The organism is Hymenobacter nitidus (assembly GCF_020447315.1).
In the GTDB taxonomy this organism is placed as follows: domain Bacteria; phylum Bacteroidota; class Bacteroidia; order Cytophagales; family Hymenobacteraceae; genus Hymenobacter; species Hymenobacter nitidus.
The window spans coordinates 122,428-148,893 of the sequence record NZ_JAJADQ010000008.1; the positions used below are offsets into that span (position 1 = coordinate 122,428).

Genomic DNA, 26,466 nt, shown 5'->3' on the forward strand with positions numbered 1-26,466 from the left:
GTTGTTCCCGACTTCTTTTCCTGCCGATGACCATTGCCTTTTTTTCCGACGTGCACGGCAATCTGCCGGCGCTGGAAGCTGTACTGGCCGATATCGACCAGCACCGGCCCGACATGGTGTTTTGCCTGGGCGACTTGGTGGGCTACGCGCCCTGGCCCAACGAGGTCATTGCCGAAATCCGGCGGCGCGGTATCCCGACCCTGGCCGGTAACTACGACCAGGGCATCGGGCTGAACAGCGCCGAGTGCGGCTGCGCCTACAAAACCGACGAGGACAAAGCCCTGGGCGCTCAGAGCATTGCCTTTACCAACCGGGTGGTGGGCCCCGCCGAGCGGCGCTACCTGCGCCTGCTGCCCAAGCACATGCGCCTCGATTTCGACCAGGAGCCCGCCACGCTGAGCCTGCTGATGGTGCATGGTTCGCCGCGCCGCATCAATGAGTACCTGTTTGAAGACCGTCCGGAGGCCAGCTTCCGGCGGGTGCTGGAAGAGGCCGGGGCCGACGTGCTATTGTTTGGACATACCCATAAGCCCTTTCACCGCACACTGCCCTACGAGCACCAGGGCGAAACGCGCTACCGCCATGCCCTGAACATCGGCTCGGTGGGCAAGCCCAAGGATGGTGACCCGCGCGCCGCCTACCTGCTGCTCCATCTGGGCCCCGAAACCCGGCTGACCCGGCCCGACAGCCTGCGGAGCGAAGTAGTGCGGGTGGCCTACGACGTGGAAAAAGCGGCCCGGGCAGTAGAAGCTTCTCCGCTGCCTAATGCCTACGCCGACATGTTGCGCCGTGCTTATTAACTTACCTACACGATGACTATTCAACTGCACCCCCTGACAGAAGCGCACTGGCCTGCCGTGCGCGCCATCTATGAGCAAGGAATTGCCACCGGCAACGCCACCTTCCAGACCGAAGCGCCCGAGTGGGACGCCTGGAACACCGGCCACCTGGCCCATAGCCGGCTGGTAGCCGAGGCCGCCGACGGACAGATAGTGGGCTGGGCGGCTCTCACGCCGGTTTCGGGCCGTTGCGTATATGCCGGCGTGGCTGAAATTAGCGTGTATGTGGCCGCCGCCGCCCGGGGGCACGGCGTGGGCCGCCAGCTGCTGCAGGCCCTGGTGGCCGAGTCGGAGCAGCACGGTATCTGGACGCTGCAGGCGGGTATTTTTCCCGAAAACGCGGCCAGCGTCCGCCTCCACGAAGCTGCCGGTTTCCGCGTAGTCGGCCAGCGGGAGCGAATCGGGCAGATGCACGGTGTGTGGCGCGACACGGTGCTGCTGGAGCGCCGCAGCGCTACGGTAGGCGCCGAAACGGTGGCTTTGGCTTAGCGCCGGCCCTAAAAAATCAACTACCCAGCTGTCAGGCAGCAGGCCGGCCCGAGATACTTCTGGGGCCGGCCTGCTGCTTGATAATCCGGAATCGTTTGCTCTGTTTTCCGCAGGAGCAGCTGCCGGCCGCCGTAGGGCGTGTAGCACCGAAACCGCCATTGTGCCGAAAATAGCGGCGGGTGCCGGGAAATATGCCTCACTAGGCGCCGATTTGCGCGGCTACATTCGCCAGTTAATGATAAATTTACCGATGCCTGGGCAGCAAGGGCTTATTCCTGAAAACCAGCGGCGGGAGCGGGGCGGTCAGGTGTCTTGCACCAGGAAGTGAGCGAAGTGTCGTATCGGGTTTGAGGAAAAATATACTACTTGCCCTTATACCTCCCAATTGACGATTGTTGTGAAGGAACAATACTCTAGCAAGCTGGCCAGTCATTGGGAGAACGACCTGCAACTACTGCAGCAGGCTTTCGATGCCCTCGTAGTGCTCGATGAGCGGGGCCGCCTCCTGTGGGGCAACGCCGGCCTGACAAACCTGCTGGGTTATTCCCCGCAGGCACTGCACCACCAGGAACCCTGGCAGCTGCTGCGCGGCAGCGGCCCGGGCGCGGTTGCGCTGGCCTACCTAACTCAGCAGCTGAGCACGCGGCAGGCCTTTCGCTACGAGGCCAGCCTCGCCCATCAGGATGGCTCCCCACGCTGGGTCCGGGTCCAGATCCAGCCGCTTCCGGCGGCCCCGGGCGAACCGGCGCAGTTTGTAGGCCTCCTGGAAGATATTGCCGAGGCCAAAGCCACCCAGCAGGCCCTGGCCGAGAGCGAGCAGCGCTGGCAGCTGGCCATGGAGCGTTTCGGCGATGGCGCCTGGGAGTTCAACTACCAGACCGGAGAAGAGTACTTTTCGGCCGCCTACCAAACCATGCTGGGCTACACCGAAGCGGAGTTTGCCCGCACGCCGCAGGGTTGGCTTACCCACGTGCACCCCGATGATATTGCGGCCAGTCTGCAGGCTTCGGCGGCCTATTTGCGCGGAGAGCTGCCGATTTATTCCATCGAGCGGCGCCTGCGCTGCAAAAACGGCGACTACAAGTGGGTGCTGACCCGCGGCCTGGTAACCAAGTATGATGAGCAGGGCCAGCCCCTGATTATGACGGGCGTGCACACCGATATTTCGGCCCTGAAGGCTGCTAATGCCACCATCGAAGCTTCCCGTTTGCGTCTGTCGACCACCATTGCCAACTTTCAGGAGGGCATTCTGCTGGTGGATGAGCACCACCGGGTGGTGCTGGCCAACGAGGCCATTTGCCGGCTGTTTCAGGCCCGCAGCACCCCGCAGGAGCTGGTCGGGCTGGATGCCCGGCAATTTGGGCAGCTTGCCAAAAACCGTTTTAAGGAAGAGGAAGAGTTTCGGGCGCGCTACGAGGCGCTGGTGCTCAACTGCCAGCTGACGACAGGCGAAATCTTTCTGCTCAAAAATGGCCGCTCCCTGCAGTGCGACTTCGTGCCGATTCACGTCGATGCCACCTACATCGGCTACCTCTGGAAGTTTGAGGATATCACCGAGCGCCGCGACAACGAGGAGAACCTGCGCCGCCGGGAGGAAAAATACCGGGGCATCATTGAGAACATGAAGCTGGGCCTGGTCGAGCGCGACCATACCGGGGAAGTGGCCTACGTGAACCAGGCTTTCTGCGACATTACCGGCTTCACGGCCGAGGAGCTGCTGCACCAAAGCGCCATGCAGCACGTGCTGGGTGAGGCCGGGGCGCTTTTCGTGGCCGAAAAAAACACCAACCGGTTCCGGGGTGTCTCGGAAACCTACGAAATGACCATCGTCACCAAAGCCGGGCAGCGCCGCTGGGTGCTGGTGAGCGGGGCCCCCGTCTACGACCAGGAGCGGCGGGTGAGCGGGGCCATCAGCATCACGCTCGACATCACCCACCAGAAGGAGCTGGAGCATAATCTGCGGGCCGCTAAGGAGTCGGCCGAGGAGTCGGCGCGCAGCAAGGAGCTGTTTCTGGCCAACATGAGCCACGAAATCCGCACGCCCATGAACGCCATTCTGGGCATGGGGCAGCTGCTGGCCAAAACTCCGCTCAACGACGAGCAGCAGAACTATCTGCGCGCCATTGCCACGTCCGGCGAAAACCTGCTGGTTATTATCAATGATATTCTGGACCTGTCCAAGATCGGGGCCAGCCAGCTTTCCATCGAGCGGATCGGCTTCAACCTAGCCACGCTGCTGGGGCAGGTCGAGAAAAGCCTGCACTTCAAGGCCGAGGAAAAGGGCCTGCGCTTCCTGGTGAGCAGCGACGCGCACCTGCCCCGCGTGCTGCTCGGCGACCCCTACCGCATCACGCAGGTGCTGCTCAACCTGGCGGGCAATGCCATCAAGTTTACCGAGAAGGGCCACGTTTCTATCACAGCCGAGCTGGTCGGGCAGTACGGTCCGCAAGTCGAGCTGCGCTTCACCGTGGCCGACACCGGCGTGGGCATTGATGCCGACTACCTGGTAGATATCTTCAAGGAGTTCAGCCAGGAAGATTCCTCCGTGACCCGCAAGTTTGGCGGTACGGGCCTGGGCCTGAGCATCAGCCGGAGCCTGGTGAACCTGATGGGCGGCGAAATTGACATTGCCAGCCAGAAAAACGAAGGAACCCGCAGCTCTTTTTCCCTGCTGCTGGCCGTGGGCTCCGAAAAGGATTTGCCCCAGAAAATGGTCGTGACGGCCGACACCCGGGAGCGGCTGCGCGGCAAGCGGGTGCTGCTCACGGAGGACAATGCCTTTAACCGCCAGATAGCCAAGGGGTTTCTGCAGAATGCGGGCCTGCTGGTAACCGAAGCCGAAGACGGAGCCGTGGCCGTGGCCCTGGCCCGTCAGCAGGTATTCGACGTTATCCTGATGGACGTGCAGATGCCGGTGATGAACGGGCTGGAGGCCACCATGCACATCCGACAGAAGCTGGCCCTAAGTCCGCCCATTATTGCCCTGACGGCCAATGCTATTAAAGGCGAGCGGGAAAAATGCCTCGACGCGGGCATGAACGACTACCTGGCCAAGCCTTTTCAGGAGGATGACCTGCTCAAAGTCATCAGCTACTGGACCCTGGGGGAGCGGCCCGCCCTGGCACCTGTATCCACGGCGGCGCCCTACAGCCTGGCCATCATTCAGCAGATAGGGCAGGGGGCTCCCGATTTTATGGTGCTGATGCTGGAGTCCTTTATCGAAAGCGCCACGGAAGCCATTGCCGAGTTGCGGCAGGCCGAGCAGGCCCGCGACGTGCAGCTGCTGCGAGCGGCCACCCACAAGCTGAAGCCCAGCCTGGAGCACCTGCAGGTATGGCACATTCTGCCCCTTGTGCAGCAGCTCGACACCTGGCAGGGCCCGTTCGAACCGCTGCCCCTGCTGCCGCTGCTCGAGCAAGTAGTGGGGCAGTTGCGCGAGTTGCTGGTATTGCTCGACGCCGAGCTGCACGCGGCCCGGCTGAAGCTGACCTCCGCGTAAGGCCGGCCACCGCGTAGCCTGCCGGGCTACGGCCGGTGGGATGGAGGTACCGCATTCTTAAATGGCTCTTCGGAATATTACAATTTGCATCCTATTTGGCCGGGTTAAGGCCCGGTACGATTCACAATTATTTATTGGTATTGTGTTTCAATTTTGTTAACCTTACTCACCGATGCCTGAGTAAGCTGTTTACCAGTACACATCGTGCGGAGTAAAATGCCCGTACGGCCTGGAAAACGAAGTTTTCAACTTTTGCTTTTTTTTTGATGCTTTACACAAACGATTGTGAATCCTGACATTGCACAAACGATTGTGTTATTTTCTCTCCAATTCCCACACTTACTTTTATGAAAAAGCCTGTACCCAAAATAGGCCGGATAACAGTTCCGGCCTTGCTCTGCTGCCTGCCGCTACACGCTGCGCTGGCCGATGCCGCCGGGGCAACGCCAGCAGTTGAGCCCATATCAGTAGCGGCCCTGGCCGACATCAGCGTCACGGGTCGGGTCGTGGATGAGCAGGGAGCCGGTATTCCCGGGGTCAACGTTATTATAAAAGGTACCAGCACCGGCACCCAGACCGACGCCGAGGGACGCTTCAGCCTCACGGCTCCCGACAACGGTACGCTGGTATTCTCCTTCGTGGGTTATGCCTCGCAGGAAGTGCCCGTTAGTGGCCGCACGAGCGTGAACGTAGCCCTGGCCCCCGACAACCGCGCCCTCTCGGAAGTAGTGGTCGTAGGCTACCTCACGGAGAACCGGCAGAACGTGACCAGCTCGGTGAGCAGCCTGGATGTGGCTGAGGCCACCAAGGCTCCGGTGGCTACGGCTACGCAGGCCCTGCAAGGGCGCCTACCCGGCGTGCAGGTAACCGGCTCGGGTGGCCCCGGCGACGCGCCCGTCGTCAACATTCGGGGTATCGGCACGCTGGGTAATGCCAACAGCGGCCCGCTCTACGTAATTGACGGGCTCTGGACCGACAACATCCGGGATTTGAACCCCAACGATATTGAGAGTCTGACGGTGCTCAAAGATGCCTCTTCGACGGCCGTGTACGGCTCGCGCGGGGCCAACGGCGTGGTGCAGATTACAACCAAAAAGGGTCGGGTAGGGGCCCCGGCCATCAGCTTCAATGGCTACCGCGGCATCGACCAGATATACAAGCGCTACAACCTAACCAACGCCAGCGAGTGGGCCGACCGCGCTGTGCAGGCCTACGCCAACGCCAAGATTGACCCTCTAAACGCCGGGCAGAACAGCCTGGCCGGGGCCGTGAAAGGTCCTGGCGGGGCTTTCAACCCCAACGTGGACACGGACTGGCAGGACGAATTTTTCCAGATCGGGACCATTGAGGACTACAACCTGTCGTTTTCGGGGGGCTCGGCCAGCGACAAAAGCGCGACGAACTTCCTGATTTCGGGCGAGTACTTCCACCAGGAAGGCGTGGTGAAGGGTCCGGATTTCAAGCGCTACAGCCTGCGCCTGAACTCGGGCCTGACCCGCGGGCGGTTTAAGTTTCAGGAGAACCTGCAGCTGACCCACCTCGACGTGACGCTGCTCAACGGCGCGCCCTTCATCGACGTGCTGATCATGATTCCGACTATTCCGGTGTACGACCCGGCCAATACCGGGGGCTTCGGCACGGGCTCACCCACTATCAACACCTTCGCAACCAACCCCATCGGGGCCCAGCAGCTGCTGCGCCGCACCCAGTCGGATAACCGCCTGGCGGGCAACGTCAGCACCGATTTCTCCCTCTTTGACTTCCTGACCTACCGGCTGAACCTGGCTATCGACGGGCACACCTACAGCAATGCCGATGCCCAGCAGGCCGGTATTCTGCGGCAGAACTCGCGCATCAATACTTCGTCCCTGAATGAGTTTCTGGGCTACGACATGTTTTTGCTGGCCGAGAACACCCTGAACTTCAACAAGCGCCTGGGCGACCACACTATCAATGCGTTGGGCGGCTACTCGGAGCAAAGCTTCCGGGCGCACAACGTGCAGGCCGGCGCGCAGGGCTTTACCGCGGCGCCGCAGTACTACTTCGAACTGAGCGCGGGCCCGGAAAAGGGTGTCATTCAGGGCAGCTCCTTTAAGTATACCAAGCGTTCCTTCTTCGCGCAGGCTACCTACGACTACAAAAACCGCTACCTGCTGTCGGTCAGCGGCCGCCGCGACGGCTCGTCGCGGTTTGCCAAGCAGAACCGCTGGGGTAACTTCGGCGCCGCTTCCCTCGGCTGGCGCATCAGCGAGGAAAACTTCCTCAAGGACGCGCTGCCCCAGATTAACAACCTGAAGCTGCGGGCCAGCTACGGTGCCAACGGCAACGATGCGCTGAACGGCCCCTACGGCGGTAGCTACCTGCCGTATCCGATTGTGGGTCAGAACGTGAACTACGTTATCGGCACCGGGCAGAACATCGTCAACGGCTCGTCGCAGCTGGCCTTGCCCAGCCCCGACATCCGCTGGGAGGAGCGCTACACCAAGAACATCGGCCTGGACCTGAGCGTGCTGAACAACCGCCTCTCGGTTTCGACGGATTACTACGTTTCCGAAACCCGCAACGCCCTGGCGCCGGTGCAGGTAGTGACTTACCTTGGCCACTTCGGCCAGGACCTCTACCAGAACGCCGGGGATATTGAAAACAAAGGCTTTGAGCTGGCCATCGGCTACCACGATACCAAGCGCGACTTCACCTACGGCGCCGACTTTACGCTGACGACCGTGAAAAACCGGCTGACGCGCGTGCCAGTAGAGGGCCAGGCCTTCGGGGGCGCCGACCTGACGCGCTCCGAAGTGGGCACTTCCCTGGGCGAGTTCTACCTGATTCCCTTCGACGGTATTTTCCAGACCGATGACGAGGCCGCCAACTACAAGAACTCGAAAGGCGTCGTGATTCAGCCCTACGCTTCGGCCGGCGACGTGCGCTACCGGGACGTAAACGACGACGGCAAGATTGACAACACCGACCGCACCTACTCGGGCCGGGCCATTCCGAACCTGCAGATGGGCCTGAACCTGAACGCGGCCTATAAGGGCTTCGACCTGTCGGTATTCCTGAACTCGGTGAGCGGCAACAAGATCTACAACCAGGCCCGCCGCGACCTGGAAAGCTACATCGGCCCCAACAACTACAACGCCGACGTGACGCCCTGGACGCCCCAGAACCCCTCGACCACCACGCCCCGCCTGCTGCAGGGCGCCAGCCCCGACTTCCGGCTGGCCCAGGCTGCCTCGTCGAATGCCTACTTCAATACGACGCGCTGGCTGGAAGACGGCTCCTACATCCGGCTGCGCAACGTGCAGCTGGGCTATACCTTCCCCAAGAACCTGACCGGCAAAGTGCCCAGCCTGGGCAGCGTGCGGGTGTATGTAACGGGCCGCAACCTGCTGACCATCACCGACTACACGGGCTTTGATCCGGAGGTTACCGGCACGGGCTTCTTCAGCCGCGGCGTTGATAACAGCGCGTACCCCAACGTGCGCAGCGTAACGGGCGGCGTGCAGGTCAATTTCTAAGAGCATGGCCTGCGGGCTGCCCCGCCGTGGCCCGCTTTCCTTCCCACCGACTTCACTTTTACGGATATGAAAGTAAATAAACTAGCCATCCTGCTGCTGGCAGGAGCCCTGTTCACGGCCACCGGCTGCGAAAAGGATTTGCTGGACCAACCCAACCCGAACGCGCCCACCACGGACCAGTTCTGGAAAACCGAGGACGACGCCATCAAGGGCGTATTTGCCTGCTACTCGGGCCTGCAGCAGTTTGCCTGCTACTACCGCAGCTGGCACTTTATGGCCCACCGCTCCGACGAGTCGTTCAGCCAAAGCCCGTTTGCGGCCCTGGCCGACTTCACGCGCTTCGTGACGCCGGACAACAACTTCTTCATTTCGTCTTTTGCCTGGAATGACTACTACCGCACGATTTACCGCACCAACCAGGTAATTACCCACGTGCCCGACATTCAGATGAACGAGACGCTGCGCCGCCGCTTGGTGGCCGAAGCGCGGTTTGTGCGGGCCCTGTCGTACTTCGACCTGGTGTACTTCTTCGGCAACGTGCCCCTGATTGTGGTGGAGCCCGTGGTGACGACCCGCGCCCCGCAGGCCACGCCGGCCCAGACCGAGCAGCAGATTATCGACGATTTGCTGGCCGCCATTCCCGACCTGCCCGCCAACTACGGCGACGCCGACAAGGGCCGGGCCACCAAAGGCGCCGCTCAGGCCCTGCTGGCCAAGGTGTATATGCAGCAGAAGAAGTACTCGGAGGCTTCGACCTTGTTTACCCAGATCATCAACTCCACGGAGTATGACCTGGTGCCCAACTACCTGGACAACTTCACCGATACCAACGAAAACAACCGCGAGTCGGTGTTTGAAGTGCAGTTTACCGGCGGTGTGCTGGAAGTAGGGCAGGGGCAGGACAACGCCTCCTCGTCGGAAAGCCACGACCGGCCCAACTTCTTCGGCCCTCCCGGCCCGACCTACGCCGACGTGCAGCCCCGCCGCTGGCTGCTGGACGAGTACAAGGACTCGACCGTGGCCTTCGCGCCGGGCAGCACCACGCGCCGCCGCATCGACCCACGCCGCGACATCAGCATTATTCACGCCGGCAACCCCGACCGGTTCTACGGCAAAACCTTCGCCGAGTGGAACTGGAACCCCAACCAGCAGTACTGGCGCAAGTACCTCAATGACCGCACCCGCCCCGACGAGAACTTCTCTTCCGGCATCAACCACCGCGTCATTCGCTTTGCCGACGTGCTGCTGATGCAGGCCGAAGCCCTCACCGAGCTCAATCAGACCAGTGCCGCCCTGCCCCTGATTAACCGCGTGCGGCAGCGTCCCTCGGTAAACCTGGCCCCCCTGACCGGTACCTACACCCGCGAGCAGCTGCGCCCCATTATCCGCAGCGAGCGGGCCAAGGAGCTGTCGGGCGAAGGCACCCGCTGGTTCGACATTCTGCGCTGGGGCCTGATGGACGACCAGGCCGGCATCGACGAGCTGAAGAGCCGCGACCCGGACTTCTCCAACTTCCGCCTGGGCATCTCCAAGCTGCTGCCCATCCCGCAGCGTGACATCGATATTGACCCCAACATCCGACAGAACCTGGGCTACTAAGCGGTCCGGGCCCGTAGAAGGGAAGACAGCCGTTCCGGAGTACCAGGAGCGGCTGTTCTGTTCTCCGGGCAGGGTCTGCCGAGTTTCGGAGCGTTACTAAAAGCTTGATACCAATGTCTTTGTCGATAAAAAACCTGCGGTGGGTGCCTCTGCTGCTGGCCCTGAGCCTGGCCGGCTGCAACAGCAGTGAGCAGGGCAACAGTCCGCCCAACCCGCCGCCGACTACGGCTACCACCTTCACCAACCCCTTGCTGCCCTCGGGCCCCGACCCGTGGGTGTACCAGAAAGACGGGTTCTACTACTACCTGCACACCACCAACACGAGCCTGCGCATCTGGAAAACCGCCCGGATGTCGGACCTGGGCACTACCCCCAGCGTGCTGGCCTGGTCGCCCACGCCGGGCGGGCCGGCCTCGGGCAACCTGTGGGCCCCGGAGCTGCACTTCCTGGAGGGCAAGTGGTACATCTACTACACCGCCGGTCCGCCCGGCTCCGACCTGGGCCAGCAGCGCACCTGGGTGCTGGAAAACACCGCCGCCGACCCTACCACCGGCACCTGGACCGATAAAGGCCGCATCTTCAACCCTTCCGCCGACTTCTGGGCCATTGACGGCACCGTGCTGGAGCAGAACAACAAGCGCTACTTTATCTGGTCGGGCCACAACGGGCTCGACGGGGTGCAGCGCATCTACATTTCGGAGATGAGCAACCCCTGGACCCTGGTGGGGCCGCGCGTGGAGCTTTCCCGCCCCGAGTTCAACTGGGAAAACGTGGGGCCGCCATACGTGAACGAAGGCCCCGAAATCCTGAAGCGCGGCGACAAAACCTTCCTGGTGTACTCGGCCAGCTTCTGCGGCTCCGACCAGTACGCGCTGGGCATGCTCACGGCCACTAGTACCGCCGACCCGCTGCTGCCCGCCTCCTGGAAGAAGTCGACCACGCCGGTATTTTCGCAAAACCCCGCCAACCGGGCCTATGCCACCGGCCACAACGGCTTCTTCAAGTCCCGCGACGGGCAGGAGGACTGGATTATCTACCACGCCAACTCCAACCCCAACGAAGGCTGCGTGGAGAAGCGCAATCCGCGCATGCAGAAGTTTACCTGGAACGCAGATGGCACGCCCAATTTTGGGGTTCCCGTGGCCATCGGCGTGCCCATCACCAAGCCCAGCGGCGAGTAAGTCTGCCAGCCGCTGCCATTCTCTCCTCACTTCCAAATTCCCCAACGCATGAATTTCTCTTTACTTCTGGGCGCCTGGCGGCGCCTGGCGCTGCTGCTCATCGTTTTCTGGAGCCTGAGCGGCTCCGCAGCCTACGCCCTGCAGGGCCTCACCGGCGTGCACGACCCTTCAACCATCGTGAAGGAGGGCAACAAGTACTGGATTTTTGCCACCGGCCAGGGCATCTACAGCATGTACTCCACCGACCTGGTGAACTGGACGCCGGGTCCCCGGGCCGTGTTTGTGAACAATGCCTACCCGAGCTGGATTAACACCAAGGTACCGGGCTTCCAGGGCAACTTCTGGGCGCCCGAATGTATTTTCATGAACGGGAAATACTACCTGTACTACTCCTGTTCCACGTTCGGCTCCAAGGTGTCGGCCATCGGGCTGGCTACCAACGTGACGCTGGACCCGGCCAGCCCCAACTACCGCTGGGAAGACCAGGGCGAAGTAATATCGAGCAACGCCAACAGCGCGGCCAACGCCATTGACCCGGCTGTATTCCGCGACACGAACAACGACGTGTGGTTTAGCTACGGCTCCTTTTTCGGGGGCCTGCGCGTGCTGCAGCTCAATGCCACTACCGGAAAATCATTGGGCGGCACGAGCTATGCCGTGGCCAACGGCAACGTGGAAGCGGCCTTCCTGACCAAACAGGGAACTTTTTACTACCTGTTTATCAACCGCGGCAGCTGCTGCAATGGCATCAACAGCACCTACCATATTCTGGTGGGCCGCTCGGCCTCGCCCACGGGCCCTTTCCTGGACCAGAGCGGCAACGACCTGAACAGCGGGGGCGGCACCATGCTGCTCAACAGCGGCGGGCGTTTCATCGGGCCGGGCCACGCCGGAATCTTCAGTGAGGGCGGCGTCAATTTCTTCTCCCACCACTACTACGACAACGAGGACAACGGCGCCCCCAAGCTGGGCCTGGCCAAGCTGACGTGGACGGCCGCCGGCTGGCCCGCCGTAACCCGCGACTGGGTGACGACCGGCCGCTACGAAATCAAGGGCGTGAACAGCAACCTCGTGTGGGACGCCTGGGGCTGCACCGGCGCCTCGGGCCAGATGATAGCCCAGGGCCCCTCCGCCGGGCTGGACTGCCAGCGCTGGGACCTGACGGCCCTGGGCAACGGCGAATACAAGATTACCAACGCCCTGGGGGGCCTGGCGGCTGATGTAGCCGGCTGCTCGGCCGCGGCCGGGGCCAAGCTGCAGCTATTTGCCTACAGCGGCGCCGCCTGCCAGCGCTTCCGCATCGACCGTACCAACACGGGCAGCCTAGTGCTGGCTTCGGCCAATGGCAATCGGGTGGTGGAAGTGCCCAACGCTTCGCTAACGCCGGGGCAGCAGCTCGGACTGTGGGACTACAACGGCTGCACTTGCCAGCACTGGTCCCTGACGGCCGTGGGCAGCACCCTGGCCAGCACTTCGCCCGCGCGGCGCAAGAGCCTGAGCGTGTATCCGGTGCCGGCTACCCGCAGTGGCTTCACGGTGGAGCTGGAAAACCGCAGCAGCACTGGAAACACGCAGGTAGAGCTGTTTGACCTCAACGGCCGGGTGCTCTACCGCCACGCATTTGGGGGCCAGCAAACCAGCCTGCGAATCGCTACAGCATTGCAGCCGGGCATGTACGTGGTGCGCGTGCAGCGGGAAAGCGGGACGGAAACCCAGACCATAACGGTGTGGTAGAGGTAGTGCTGGCAGTACAGTACGCTGCGGTAGAGGAAGATAGGGAATAGACCTGCACAAACGATTGTGTAGATCTGAAAATTTTATCTACTTTACCACCCTGTTTGCTGCTGAACAGGTAGGCGCCTGCTATGTTCCACGTAGCTTGGTAGGTTGATATCCTACTGACTAGCAGCTGTATGCCGGATTTTGTGTGGTAGCACAATCCATTGTTTTTCCAATAGGATTCAGCATTCGGCTGCTGCCTTTGCCCGTTCTGTGCCTTTGATCTACTTCCCCTACAGGTTCCCAACTCTATTCTCCATGAAAAAAAATCACCGTGCCGGATTGCTCGTCAGCTTAGCTGGGGCCGCCAGTCTGCTGACTATTGCTGGCTGCAACCAATCGGCTCCCTCCGAGCAGGGCGCTGACACTACCCAGGCCGCCACCGGCACGAGTGCGCCCACGACGGCCTCCTTCGGCAAAACCCAGGACGGCACCGAAGTGCAGCTCTATACTCTGACCAACGCCCACGGGCTGAAGGTGAGTATTACCAACTACGGCGGCACGGTGACCAGCCTGCTGGTGCCCGATAAGAGCGGGCAGCTGGGCGACGTGGTGCTGGGCTTCGACAACGTGAGCGGCTACCAGAGCCCGGAATATCAGAAGTCGGGCCCATACTTCGGGGCGCTGATTGGCCGCTTCGGCAACCGTATCAAGGGTGGCAAATTCACGCTTGATGGCAAGGAGTACACCCTGGCTAAGAACAATGGGGAAAACACGCTGCACGGCGGCAAAAAAGGCTTCGACAAAGTGGTGTGGCAGGCCGAGCCCGGCACCTCGGCCGATGGGCAGACGCTCACGCTCAAGTACCTGAGCAAGGATGGCGAGGAAGGCTACCCCGGCAATCTGAACGTAACGGTGGTCTACACCCTGACCAGCAACGACGCGCTGAAGATTGACTACTCGGCCACCACTGACAAGGCCACGCCCGTCAACCTGACCAACCACGCCTACTTCAACCTGAGCGGTGGCAAAGACGTGCTGGGCCACGAGGTAACCATTCCGGCCGACCGCTACAACGTGGTCGATGCAGGTCTGATTCCGACCGGGGAGCTGCGCCCCGTGAAAGGCACGCCCTTCGACTTTACGACGCCCCACACCATCGGCGAGCGGATTGCGCAGGTGCCCGGCGGCTACGACCACAACTGGATTCTGAACCAGACGGCCGGTATGCACGCTGCCGCTACCGTGTATGAGCCCACTACGGGCCGCACCATGGAAGTAACGACCACTGAGCCCGGTCTGCAGTTCTACACCGGCAATTTCCTGGATGGCACCCTCACGGGTAAAGGCGGCACGGTGTACGGCAAGCACGCGGGCTTCTGCATGGAAACCCAGCACTTCCCCGACTCGCCCAACCAGCCCAAGTTCCCGAGCACCACGCTCAATCCCGGCCAGACGCTGCAGTCGACCACGACCTACACCTTCGGCGTGCGCAAATAGGTGAGGTAGGGAGTTAGCGACTTAGTGAGTCTGATGTTCCGCTGGCGCCACTTGCGCGGATAGAACAACACACTCACTAAACCACTAAGTCGCTAACTCCCTACCTCATTAAATCACCATTTCACTAAATCACCGCTTTCCCCGTGGAAACTCCCTCCTCACCCGAAGCCTACGTTATCGGCATCGACTACGGCACCGACTCCGTGCGGGCCCTGCTGGTGAATGCCCGCACCGGCGCTGAAGTAGCCCAGGCCGTGCATCCCTATGCCCGCTGGAAAGAGCAGCGCTACTGCAACGCGGCCAAAAACCAGTTCCGCCAGCACCCCCTCGACCATATTGAAGGCCTGGAAGCCACTGTGCGCCAGGTAGCCAGCCACGTGCCCGCCGAGCAGATCGTGGGCCTGGCCGTAGATACTACCGGCTCGACGCCCGGCCCCGTGAACGAGCAGGGCGTGTCCCTGGCCCTGCTGCCCGAATTTGCCGAGAATCCCAACGCCATGTTTGTGCTCTGGAAAGACCACACGGCCCTGGCCGAGGCCGCCGAAATCAACCAGAAAGCCCGCAGCTGGGGCGGCGAAGACTACACCAAGTTCGAGGGCGGCATCTACTCCTCGGAGTGGTTCTGGGCCAAGATCATGCACGTGACCCGCGAGGATGAGGCCGTGGCCCAGGCCGCCCATTCCTGGATGGAGCACTGCGACTGGCTCACGCTGCTGCTCACCGGCGCCGACCTGCACACGTTTAAGCGCAGCCGCTGCGCCGCCGGCCACAAGGCCATGTGGCACGAAAGCTGGGGCGGGCTGCCCCTGGAGCAGTTTATCGTGGAGCTGGAACCCAAGCTCACCCTGTTGCGCGGCCACTTGTACCAGGACACGTTTACGGCCGATGAAGTGGCCGGTAACCTCTCTGAGGAGTGGGCCACCCGCCTGGGCCTGACCACCAAAACGGTCGTGGCCGTGGGCTCGTTCGACGCCCACGCCGGCGCCGTGGCCGGTGAAATCGAGGCCTACTCGATGGTAAAAGTAATGGGCACCAGCACCTGTGACATCGTGGTAGCACCCATGGACGAAGTAGGAGGGAAGCTCGTGCCGGGCATCTGCGGACAGGTCGATGGCTCGGTGATTCCGGGCATGCTGGGCCTGGAAGCCGGACAGTCGGCCGTGGGCGACCTGCTGGCTTGGTTCCGGCAGATGCTGGAGTGGCCGCTGAACACGATGCTGAGCAGCTCGAAAGTGCTGAGTGCTGAGCAGCAGCAGGCCCTGCGCCAGGAAATGAGCGACAACATCATGGTGGAGCTCAATAAAGCCGCCGCCGCCGTCGACCCCGAGGAGTCGCAGGTGCTGGCCCTGGACTGGGTGAACGGCCGCCGCACGCCCGACGCCAACCAGGCCCTGAAAGGCGCCCTGATGAACCTGACCATGGGCACTTCGGCCCCGCAGGTTTTCCGGGCGCTGGTCGAGTCCATCTGCTACGGCTCCAAGCAAATCGTGGAGCGCTTCGAGCAGCAGGGCATTCCCATCAAGCAGGTAATCGGCCTGGGCGGCGTGGCCAAGAAGTCGGCCTTTATGATGCAGACCCTGGCCGACGTGCTCAACCGTCCCATTAAAGTAGCCGAGTCGGACCAGGCTCCGGCCCTGGGTTCGGCCATGTACGCGGCCGTCGCCGCCGGCATTCACCCCGACGTAGTGTCGGCCCAGAAGGCTATGGGCAACGGCTTTGCCGAAACCTACGAGCCCAACCCGGCCCGCGTAGCCGACTACCAGCGCCGCTACGAGCAGTATCAGGCCTTTGGCCAGTATGTAGAACACGCCACGGAGCTGCGCGCCGGCGAAGTGGCCGAAACCGAGTTGGTAAGCCACGCATGAGCCAGTTTCAGGAGTTAAAGCAGGCCTGCTACGAGGCCAACATGCAGCTGCCCCAGCTCGGGCTGGTACTCTTCACCTTCGGCAACGCCAGCGTGGTGGACCGGGAAAAGCGGGTGTTTGCCATCAAGCCCAGCGGGGTGCCCTACGCCACGCTCAAGGCTGAGGACATCGTCATCGTGGACTTCGCCAACAACATCGTGGAAGGCTCGAAGCGGCCCTCGTCGGACACAAAAACCCACGCGGTGCTCTACGCGCACTGGGAGCATATCGGGGGCATCGTGCACACGCACAGCACCTACGCTACGGCCTGGGCCCAGGCCCAGCTCGACATACCGATTCTGGGCACCACTCACGCCGACCATCTCACGGCCGACATTCCCTGCGCCCCGCCCATGGACGACCAGATGATAGCCGGCGACTACGAGCACCAGACGGGCTGGCAGATCATCAACGAGTTTCAGCGCCGCGGCCTTTCGCCCGAGGAAGTGGAAATGGTGCTGCTCAGCAACCACGCGCCCTTTACCTGGGGCAAAACCGTGGAAAAAGCCGTCTACCACAGCGCCGTGCTGGAAGAAGTAGCCCGCATGGCCTACCTCAGCTGCACGCTGCGCCCCGACGTGCCCCGCCTCAAGCAGGCCCTGATTCAAAAGCACTACGAGCGCAAACACGGCGTGCATTCCTACTACGGGCAGAGTTAAGCCTGTCTGCGGGGGCTTGCTGCAACAGGTCCCCGCATCTTTTTCGCCTTTACCGACCAGATACTATAACGCGTACCCCAGCCGCTGCCGAGTGCATCACACATAATCGTTTGTGTAACACTTGGATCGGCCCCCTTCCTCATGATTGACATCTCCAACTACGAAGCCTGGTTTATCACTGGCAGCCAGCACCTGTACGGCCCCGAAACCCTGGAGCAGGTAGCCCAGCATTCCCAGCAGATTGCCCAGGCCCTGGGCGCGGCGCTGCCGATTAAAATCGTCTACAAAGATGTGCTGACCGGCCCCGAGGGCATTACCCAGTTGGTGCAGCAGGCCAACACGACCCCGAACTGCGTGGGCCTGATTGCCTGGATGCACACCTTCTCGCCGGCCAAAATGTGGATCAACGGCCTGAAGATTCTGCAGAAGCCCCTGGCTCACCTGCACACCCAGTTCAACCGCGACATTCCGTGGGGCGACATCGACATGGACTTCATGAACACCAACCAGTCGGCGCACGGTGACCGGGAGTTTGGCTTCATCGGAGCCCGCCTGAAGCTCAAGCGCAAAGTCGTAGTAGGTCACTGGGAAAGTGCCGACGTGCACGAGCACCTGAGCATCTGGGCCCGTGCCGCCTGCGCCTGGGCCGACTGGCAGGGCGCGCGCATCGTGCGCTTTGGCGACAACATGCGCTACGTGGCCGTGACGGAAGGCGACAAAGTAGAAGCCGAGCTGAAATTTGGCTACTCGGTGAACACCTATGGCATCGGCGACCTGGTAGCCGTGATTAACGCCGCCACCGACGAGCAGGTAAACGCGCTGCTGGCCACCTACGAGCAGGAATACGAGCTGGGCGACGCGCTGAAAGAAGGCGGCGCGCAGCGGGAGAGTCTGCGCGAGGCCGCCCGCATTGAAGTGGGCATGCGCCAGTTTCTGCAGGACACGAAGGCCATTGGCTTCACCGATACCTTCGAGGACCTGCACGGCATGGCCCAGCTGCCCGGCATTGCCACTCAGCGCCTGATGGCCGAGGGCTACGGCTTCGGCGGGGAAGGTGACTGGAAAACCTCCGCGTTGGTGCGCGCCATGAAGGTAATGGGTGCCGGTCTGCCCGGCGGCAACTCCTTTATGGAAGACTACACCTACCACTTTCAGCCCGGCAACGAGCAGGTACTGGGCTCCCACATGCTGGAAATCTGCCCCAGCATTGCCGAGGGTAAAGTCAAGGTGGAAGTGCACCCGCTGGGCATCGGCGGCAAGGCCGACCCGGCCCGCCTGGTGTTCAACTGCCCCGCCGGCCCGGCCCTGAATGCTACCATCGTGGACTTGGGTCACCGCTTCCGCCTGGTCGTGAATGAAGTGGAGGCCGTGGCGCCCGAGCAGGATTTGCCCAAGCTGCCCGTGGCCCGGGTGCTCTGGAAAGTGAAGCCCAGCCTGAGCGTAGGCGCGGCGGCCTGGATTCTGGCCGGCGGCGCCCACCATACCGGCTACAGCCAGAACCTGACGGCCGAATACCTCGAAGACTTCGCCGAAATGGCCGGCATCGAGTACCTCATCATCGACGACGAAACCAAGCTGCGCACCTTCAAAAACGAGCTGCGCTACAACGACGTGGCCTTCAGCCAGCGCTAAAATCCGGCTTAGGATGGGTTAAACCCAACAAGAGAACGTCATGCTGAGCTTGTCGAAGCATCTCTACCGCAATGGTATTCAGATGCCAGAGCAACGAAGCAGTAGAGATGCTTCGACAAGCTCAGCATGACGTTCTTTTTGTGCCCAAAAGCATTCAGCATACTGCCTCTTTTTCCTCAATTTCCCGCCCCACCTTCATGCGTAATAACCTTACTACGCTCGATCTGCTGGTCTTTTTCGTGTACTTAATCGGGGTTTCGGCCTACGGTTTCTACATCTACAAGAGCAAGCAAAAGGCCGAGCAGAGCACCAAAGACTACTTCCTGGCCGAAGGCTCCCTGACGTGGTGGGCTATTGGGGCAAGTATGATTGCCTCCAATATCTCGGCCGAGCAGTTCATTGGCATGTCGGGCTCGGGCTTCAAGGTAGGCGTGGCCGTGGCTGCCTACGAGTGGGTGGCGGCCGTGGTGCTTATCATCGTGGCCGTGTTCTTTATGCCGGTGTACCTGAAGAACCACATCTTCACGATGCCCCAGTTTCTGGAGCAGCGCTACAACTCGGCTCTCAGCCTGATTATGAGCATTTTCTGGCTGTTTCTCTACGTGCTGGTCAACCTCACTTCGATTCTGTACCTGGGCGCGTTGGCCCTGAGCAACCTCATCGGCGGCGACAGTTTCCACCTGATTATCGTGCTGCTGGCCCTTTTCTCCCTGCTGATTTCCATTGGGGGCATGAAAGTGGTGGGCTACACCGACGTGGTGCAGGTGGTGGTGCTGGTCGTGGGCGGTTTGGTGACTACCTACATTGCCCTCACGCTGGTCAGTGACAAGTTCGGTCTCGGGGGCGGCGCCATTGCGGGCTTCAATGCCCTGCTGGAAAAAGCCCCCGACCATTTCCACATGATTTTCGACAAGCCCACCGAAGGTACGCCCCAGGTGGAAGTCGATAAGTACCTGGCCCTGCCCGGCATTGCCATGTACTTCGCCGGCCAGTGGATTGTGAACCTGAACTACTGGGGCTGCAACCAGTACATTACGCAACGGGCGCTAGGAGCGGACTTGCACACGGCCCGCACCGGTATTCTGTTTGCCGGCCTGCTCAAGCTCATGATGCCGGTCATTGTGATGCTGCCCGGCATTGCGGCCTACGTGCTGTATAAGAACGGCTCGTTGCAGGCCGAAATGTCGAGCACCGGCTCCTTCAACTCCGACAACGCCTACTCGGCCATCCTCACGTTCCTGCCCAACGGCCTGAAGGGTCTGAGCATGGCCGCCCTCACGGCCGCCATTGTGGCTTCTTTGGCGGGCAAGGTGAACTCGATTTCGACCATTTTCACCCTCGACATCTACAAGCGCTACCTCAACCCCGAAGCCACCGAGAAAAAGCAGGTGTGGGTGGGCCGCCTCACGATTCTGGCGGCCGTGGTGCTGAGCGTGGCCTTCACCTGGAAGGATTTGCTGGGCATCGGTGGGGAAGGCGGCTTCCAGTTCATTCAGAAGTACACGGGCTTTATTTCGCCCGGTATTCTGGCTGTGTTCCTGCTGGGCATGTTCTGGAAGCGCACCACGGCCCAGGCCGGCATCGTGGGCATTCTGGCCGGCTTCGCCCTGTCGGTGTTCTTCAACAACTATGCGCCCTCTGTGCTGGGTCCCGAAACCCTGCTCTACACCGCCTTCCGCAACAGCGCCGGCGTTTACGAAATACCCTTCCTGATCTGCATGGGCCTCTCATTTGCCATTACCATGCTGCTGATGGTGGCCGTGAGCCTGGCCGGGCCGGCCATCAACCCCAAGGCCATTGCCCTGCCCGCCGGCATGTTCCGCGTCAGCACCCAGACCATGTCGCTCATCGTGGTGACCATGCTGCTGCTCACGGCTTTGTACGTGCGGTTCTGGTAGCCGCCGGGGTGCAGCCCAGTACCCGATCTGCTTTTCTGAGCTGCTGAAAACCAGCCATCCGCAGAAGCCCGCCGGCCTCTGCCTATTCCACCAAAACGGGGGCGTGAATCGGATTCGCGTCCCCGCTTTTGCTTCCCGACTACTCGCTCTATGTTTCTCCAACCCAATTCCCACAACCATGAAAAACACGCTTACCCTACCGGCGGCCCGGCTTCAGGCCCGCCGCCACCTTTTCGGCGCTGACCCCGGCCGCGCTTTGCGCTACGTGGCCCTGGTGCTCCTGCTTATCGGGCTGAGTCCGCGCGCCCAGGCCCTGCAGGGCAACGACAACTGCCACGACCCGTCCAGCATTATCAAGGACGGCAACAAGTACTGGGTGTTCACCACCGGCCGCGACATCTACGCCATGTATTCCTACGACCTAGTGAAGTGGGAATCGGGGCCGCGCACGGTGTTCAACGGCTTCCGCCCCGCCTGGATAGCCGCCAAAGCGCCTAATTTCCAGGGCGACTACTGGGCCCCGGAGTGCATCTTCCGCAACGGCAAATACTACCTCTACTATTCTCTGACTGACGCCTTCGGCAAGAACATTTCCGCCATCGGCCTGGCGACCAACGTCACGCTGGACCCCAATAACCCCGGCTATAACTGGGTCGACCAGGGCGAGGTGATTTCCAGCAACGCCAGCAGCGCCTACAACGCCATTGACCCGGCCATCATCACCGACGCCAGCGGCGGGCTGTGGATGTCGTTCGGCTCCTTTTTTAAAGGCATCGGCCTGATTCGGCTGGACGGCACCACCGGCAAACGCTCGGGCACGAGCTTCAGCTGGCTGGCCGGCAACGTGGCCGCCGACGGCGTGACGCGCAACACCAGCGGCAGCGAGGCGCCCTTCATCGTGCGCAACGGCAACTACTACTACCTGTTCGTTAATAAGGGTGCCTGCTGCAACGGGGCCAGCAGCACCTACTACATTCAGGTGGGCCGCTCCACCAGCATCACCGGCCCCTACCTCGACAAGAACGGCGTAGATATGAACCGCAACGGTGGCACCACGCTGCTGGCCACCAAAGGCAACTATGTGGGCCCCGGCCACGTGGGCTTGTTCCAGGAAAACGGCGCCAATTACTTCACCCACCATTACTACGACGCGAGTCAGAACGGTCGGGCCCGCCTGAGCGTGGGCAACATGGGCTGGGACGCGGCCGCCTGGCCCTTCCTCACCCGCGACTGGGTGGCCGCCGGCCGCTACACGCTCAGCAACCGCAGCAGCGGTAAAGTGTGGGATGCCTGGGGCTGCACCGGTGCTTCGGGCCAGGCCATAGCCCAGGGCACGGCCTCCGGCCTTACCTGCCAGCAGTGGAACCTGACGCCCGATGGCAACGGCGAGTACAAAATCACTTCGGCGGTGGGCGCGGGGCTTTCGGCCGACGTGGTCAATAACAGCCCTGCTAACGGGGCTAAGCTGCAGCTCTACGCCTACAGTGGCATTGCCGGGCAGCGCTTTAAAATAGAGCGGACCAATGCTGGCAGCTACGTGCTGTCGTCGGTGAACGGGGGGCGCGTGGTGGAAGTGCCGGCCTGCTCGGGCACCGCCGGCGTGCAGCTGGCCCTGTACGACTACCTGGCCAATACCTGCCAGCAGTGGAATGTTGCGCCGGCTACGGCCGCCAGAGCTTTGGCTTCCCGGACGGTTGCTGCGGCCCCGCAATTCAGCGTGTATCCTAATCCGGTGTTGCGGGGCCGCTTCACGGTAGCTGTGAGCGAGCCGCTGGCGGCCGGGCCAGTCACCGTTACGCTTGCGGACCTTAGCGGGCGACAGGTGTATGCCCGCACGTACACCGCGCGGGCCGCAATGCTGGTGGAAGCGGAGTTGAAAGCCGGAGTTTACCTGCTCACAGTCAGCTCGCTGCAGGGCGTGTATACCCAGAAATTGCTCGTGCAGTAGTTGGGGTGTTGCGGAGCGCCAGGCAGGTGTTGCGGAGTATACATCTGCGCGCTTCGTGATTGTTCCGCAACGCACCGCGCGTGTTTCGTAACGAATAGCTATGACTTTTTTCGCTCGTCTGCTTTCCGCAACTGTCCTGCTTGCCAGCGCAACAGCTGTGCCGTGCCGGGCGCAAACGGCCGCGCCCAAAACTGATTTTCACCAGTGGGCGCCCACGCCGCCCATGGGCTGGAACAGTTGGGACTGCTATGGGCCCACCGTCACGGAAGCCGAAGTAAAGGCCAACGCCGATTACATGGCCCAATATCTGAGAAAAAGTGGTTGGGAGTATGTCGTGGTCGATATTCGGTGGTACGTGGGCAACGACACGGCCCACGGCTACAACGAGAAGAACCCCGAATTTAACCTCGACCCGTACGGCCGCTTCGTGCCGGCGGTGAACCGGTTTCCGTCGGCAGCGGGCGGCAAGGGCTTCAAGCCCCTGGCCGATTATATGCACGCCAAAGGCCTCAAATTCGGCATTCACATCATGCGCGGCGTGCCGGTGGTGGCCGTGCAGCGCCAGCTTCCGATTCTGGGCAGCAAGGCCACGGCGGCCGATATTTACTCGCAAGAGGGACAGGCCGGCTGGCTGCGGGATATGTACACGGTGGTGGCCGGCCGGCCCGGCGCCCAGGAATACTACAACTCCCTGTTTCAGCTCTACGCCAACTGGGGCGTTGATTTTGTGAAGGTCGATGACCTATCCTCGCCCTACCACAAGCCCGAGGTGGAGATGATCCGGCGGGCCATTGACCGGTGCGGGCGCAAGATTGTGCTGAGCACCTCGCCGGGCGAAACGCCCATTGCCCAGGCCCGGCACGTGCAGCAGCACGCCAACATGTGGCGCACCGTGGGCGACTTCTGGGACTCCTGGGAACAGCTCAAGGAGCACTTCGCGGTTTGCAGCCGCTGGGCGCCGTTCATCAAGCCCGGCGCTTTCCCGGATGCCGACATGCTGCCGCTGGGCCGCCTGGGCATCCGGGCCGAGCGGGGCGACGATCGGATGACCCGCTTCACCCGCGACGAGCAGATTACGCTGATGAGCCTGTGGAGTATTTTCCGCTCCCCGCTCATGTTTGGCGGTGATTTGCCCAGCAACGACGCTTTCACCCTGTCGTTGCTGACTAATACAAATGTGCTGGCCGTACACCGCAACAGCACTAATAACCGCCAGCTGTTCCGCAAGGACGACCTGATTGCCTGGACCGCCGACGACCCCGCCACCGGCGACAAATTTCTGGCTTTGTTCAACGCCCAGGACCAGGAACTGCTGCCCGAGAGTGAAGCTGCCTGGGCCAGCAAGGTTATTACCCGCCAGACGCCCGGCCACAGCCAAACCCTGGACGTAGATATCAGCGGCAGCACCAAGCTTTACCTGAACGTGCGCGACGGCGCCGACGACATCGCCTGGGACCACGCCGATTGGCTCAGCCCCGTGCTCCGCAACGGCCCCCAAACCGTGCCGCTCAGCTCGATTCCGTGGAAAATGGCCACGGCAGGCTGGGGCAAGGTCACGGCTAACAAGAGCGTATCGGGGGCCGACCTGCTGGTGGCGGGCCGCACCTACGAGCAGGGCATCGGCACGCACGCCAATTCCATGATTGAGTACGACCTGCCGGCCGGCTTCACCCGGTTTCAGGCTACGGTGGGCCTCGATAATGCCGGTGCCGCGCAGAATACCGGCGGCACGGTGCAGTTCCTGGTCTACACTAAAAATCCGTTCCGGCCCATGCCTGCCGACTCGGCCCGCGTGCCCGTGACCCTGGCCCAGCTGGGCCTGCGCGGCGCCTGCACCGTGCAGGATGTGTGGACCGGCAAAGCCCTGGGTCGGGTTACGGGCGAGTTTGCTCCCTATGTGCGTCGGCACGGTGCCAGGCTCTACCGAATTTCCAAAGCGGGAACAGTCCCCGCCAAATAAGCTGTTCCTCAACTACCTGCGCTTTCCTTTTTCAGCTCTTATGAAACACTTTCTTTCTTCTCTGGTGGTAGCCAGCATGCTGAGCACCAGTGGTATAGCCCAGGCGGTGAAACGCTCGGACTACCCGATTCAGGCCGTGTCGTTTACCAAGGTGAAGCTGGCCGACAACTTCTGGCTGCCCCGGCTCAAGACCAACACCGACGTTACCATTCCGGCCTCGTTTCAGCGCTGTGAGGCCACCAACCGGGTCAAGAACTTCGAAATGGCCGCCGCCCGGCAGGGCAAGTTTGCCACCATCTTCCCCTTCGACGACACCGACATTTACAAGACCATCGAAGGCGCTTCGTACTCGCTCAAGCTTTACCCCGACGAGAAGCTGGACCAGTACATGGATGAGCTGATCCGGAAGGTGGGGGCGGCCCAGGAACCCGACGGCTACCTCTACACAGCCCGCACCATCGACCCGGCCCACCCCCACGACTGGGCCGGGCCCGAGCGCTGGGTGAAGGAGCGGGAACTGAGCCACGAGCTTTACAACTCGGGCCATTTGTACGAGGCCGCGGTGGCGCATTACGAGGCCACGGGCAAAAAAAGCCTGCTCAACATCGCCCTGAAAAATGCCGACTTGGTGTGCTCCGTGTTTGGTCCCGGTAAGCGGGCCGTAGCGCCCGGCCACGAAATCGTGGAAATGGGCCTGGTGAAGCTCTACCGCGTGACCGGCAAGCCCGAATACCTGAGCACCGCCAAATTCTTCCTCGACCAGCGGGGCCAGTTTCAGTACGACGCCAAAAGCTCCGACCCGTGGCGCAACGGCTCGTACTGGCAGGATCATAAGCCCGTTGTGGACCAGAAAGAGGCCATTGGCCACGCCGTGCGGGCCGAATACCTGTACTCGGCCATGGCCGACGTGGCCGCCCTTACCGGTGACCAAAAGCTGCTGGCCGCCGTGGACTCCATCTGGCAGAACATGGTCAGCAAGAAGCTCTACGTAACCGGCGGCACCGGTGCGGTGCCGGGCGGGGAGCGGTTTGGGGGCAACTACGAGCTGCCCAACACCACGGCCTACAACGAAACCTGCGCCTCAGTGGCCAACGTGTACTGGAACCAGCGCATGTTCCAGCTCCACGGACACGCGAAGTACGTCGATGTGATGGAGAAAGTGCTCTACAACGGCCTGATTTCGGGCGTGGGCCTCGACGGCAAATCCTTCTTCTACAGCAACGCCATGCAGGTTAAGAGCAGCGCCAGCTTCCCCCAGACCGAGCCCGCCCGGGCCGGCTGGTTCGACTGCTCGTGCTGCCCCACCAACATGGCCCGCCTGATGCCGTCCTTGCCCGGCTACGTGTACGCCCAGAAAGGCAACGACGTGTACGCCAACCTGTTTATCAGCGGCACGACCGATCTGACGGTCAATAAAAAGCCGGTACGCATTGTGCAGCAAAACAACTACCCCTGGCAGGGCGACCTGAAATTCACCGTCAGCCCCGCCGCCACTACCGATTTCAACCTGCTGGTGCGCCTGCCCGGCTGGGCCCGCAACGAGGCTTTGCCCTCGGATTTGTACCGCTTTGCCACGCCGTCCGCGGAGAAAATCAGCATCAAAGTAAACGGCCAGCCGGTGACCTACACTACCCGCAACGGCTACGCGGTGCTGGCCCGCAAGTGGCGCAAAAACGACGTGGTAGAGGTGCAGCTGCCCATGGAAGTGCGCCAGGTGCAGGCCCACGCCAAAGTGCAGGACAACCTGGGCAAAGTAGCCCTGCAGCGCGGTCCGGTGGTGTATTGCGCCGAGTGGAAGGACAACAACGGCAAGGCCACCAACCTGCTGGTGCCGGCCGCTACCAGCTTCACCACCCGCTTTCAGCCCGAGGTACTCAACGGCATCATGCAGCTGCAGGCCACCGTGCCCGCCGTGCAGGTCGATGCGGCCAACACCAGCATCAGCACCACCCGCCAGACGCTGACGGCCATTCCGTACTACGCCTGGGCCAACCGCGGCAAGGGTGAAATGACCGTCTGGTTCCCGCAACAGCTCACCGACGTGGACCTGATTTCGCGTCAGGCTCCGGAAGTAACGGTGGGGAAGTAGCCTTCCGCGCTTCCCACAAAAAGGCCCTGCGG

Annotated in this window: 15 protein-coding genes; all 15 read left to right on the top strand. The window is 61.8% G+C overall.

Annotated features, from left to right (window positions below):
- Window positions 1-26 precede the first annotated feature (26 nt).
- The 15 genes from LGH70_RS15720 to LGH70_RS15790 all read left to right on the top strand — a co-directional run bounded on the left by LGH70_RS15720 (window position 27) and on the right by LGH70_RS15790 (window position 26,434).
- Window positions 27-800 (top strand): metallophosphoesterase family protein, encoded by a 774-nt coding sequence (locus LGH70_RS15720; protein WP_226187440.1) that lies wholly within the window; start codon window positions 27-29, stop codon window positions 798-800.
- Between the two features lie 12 nt (window positions 801-812).
- Window positions 813-1,328 carry a GNAT family N-acetyltransferase gene (locus tag LGH70_RS15725; protein WP_226187442.1) on the top strand — a complete coding sequence of 172 codons (516 nt, stop codon included), beginning with the start codon at window positions 813-815 and terminating at the stop codon, window positions 1,326-1,328.
- 397 nt (window positions 1,329-1,725) lie between these two features.
- Window positions 1,726-4,827: a PAS domain-containing hybrid sensor histidine kinase/response regulator gene (locus LGH70_RS15730; protein ID WP_226187445.1), complete on the top strand. Its 3,102-nt coding sequence runs from the start codon at window positions 1,726-1,728 to the stop codon at window positions 4,825-4,827.
- Window positions 4,828-5,174: 347 nt separating this feature from the next.
- Entirely contained in the window at window positions 5,175-8,345 is a 3,171-nt protein-coding gene (locus tag LGH70_RS15735) for a SusC/RagA family TonB-linked outer membrane protein (protein WP_226187448.1), read from the top strand.
- A 66-nt stretch (window positions 8,346-8,411) separates the two neighbouring features.
- Complete coding sequence (locus LGH70_RS15740) at window positions 8,412-9,944, top strand: RagB/SusD family nutrient uptake outer membrane protein (protein ID WP_226187451.1); 1,533 nt, start codon at window positions 8,412-8,414, stop codon at window positions 9,942-9,944.
- A 113-nt stretch (window positions 9,945-10,057) separates the two neighbouring features.
- Window positions 10,058-11,125 (top strand): glycoside hydrolase family 43 protein, encoded by a 1,068-nt coding sequence (locus tag LGH70_RS15745; RefSeq protein ID WP_226187454.1) that lies wholly within the window; start codon window positions 10,058-10,060, stop codon window positions 11,123-11,125.
- Between the two features lie 48 nt (window positions 11,126-11,173).
- Window positions 11,174-12,859, top strand: a complete 1,686-nt coding sequence (locus tag LGH70_RS15750; protein WP_226187457.1) for a family 43 glycosylhydrolase — start codon at window positions 11,174-11,176, stop codon at window positions 12,857-12,859.
- A gap of 303 nt (window positions 12,860-13,162) precedes the next feature.
- Window positions 13,163-14,344, top strand: a complete 1,182-nt coding sequence (locus tag LGH70_RS15755; protein WP_226187462.1) for an aldose epimerase family protein — start codon at window positions 13,163-13,165, stop codon at window positions 14,342-14,344.
- Between the two features lie 143 nt (window positions 14,345-14,487).
- Window positions 14,488-16,209 carry a ribulokinase gene (locus tag LGH70_RS15760; protein WP_226187464.1) on the top strand — a complete coding sequence of 574 codons (1,722 nt, stop codon included), beginning with the start codon at window positions 14,488-14,490 and terminating at the stop codon, window positions 16,207-16,209.
- Window positions 16,206-16,907: an L-ribulose-5-phosphate 4-epimerase gene (locus LGH70_RS15765; RefSeq protein WP_226187467.1), complete on the top strand. Its 702-nt coding sequence runs from the start codon at window positions 16,206-16,208 to the stop codon at window positions 16,905-16,907. The genes LGH70_RS15760 and LGH70_RS15765 overlap by 4 nt, the downstream gene beginning before the upstream one ends.
- Window positions 16,908-17,048: 141 nt before the next feature.
- Window positions 17,049-18,539, top strand: coding sequence for an L-arabinose isomerase (gene araA / locus LGH70_RS15770; protein WP_226187470.1), 1,491 nt, complete (start codon window positions 17,049-17,051; stop codon window positions 18,537-18,539).
- Between the two features lie 197 nt (window positions 18,540-18,736).
- Window positions 18,737-20,437, top strand: a complete 1,701-nt coding sequence (locus LGH70_RS15775) for a sodium:solute symporter family transporter (RefSeq protein WP_226187472.1) — start codon at window positions 18,737-18,739, stop codon at window positions 20,435-20,437.
- A gap of 178 nt (window positions 20,438-20,615) precedes the next feature.
- Window positions 20,616-22,385: a family 43 glycosylhydrolase gene (locus tag LGH70_RS15780; protein ID WP_226187474.1), complete on the top strand. Its 1,770-nt coding sequence runs from the start codon at window positions 20,616-20,618 to the stop codon at window positions 22,383-22,385.
- A 100-nt stretch (window positions 22,386-22,485) separates the two neighbouring features.
- Window positions 22,486-24,345 carry an NPCBM/NEW2 domain-containing protein gene (locus LGH70_RS15785; RefSeq protein WP_226187476.1) on the top strand — a complete coding sequence of 620 codons (1,860 nt, stop codon included), beginning with the start codon at window positions 22,486-22,488 and terminating at the stop codon, window positions 24,343-24,345.
- A gap of 40 nt (window positions 24,346-24,385) precedes the next feature.
- Window positions 24,386-26,434 (top strand): glycoside hydrolase family 127 protein, encoded by a 2,049-nt coding sequence (locus LGH70_RS15790; protein ID WP_226187478.1) that lies wholly within the window; start codon window positions 24,386-24,388, stop codon window positions 26,432-26,434.
- Window positions 26,435-26,466: the final 32 nt, after the last annotated feature.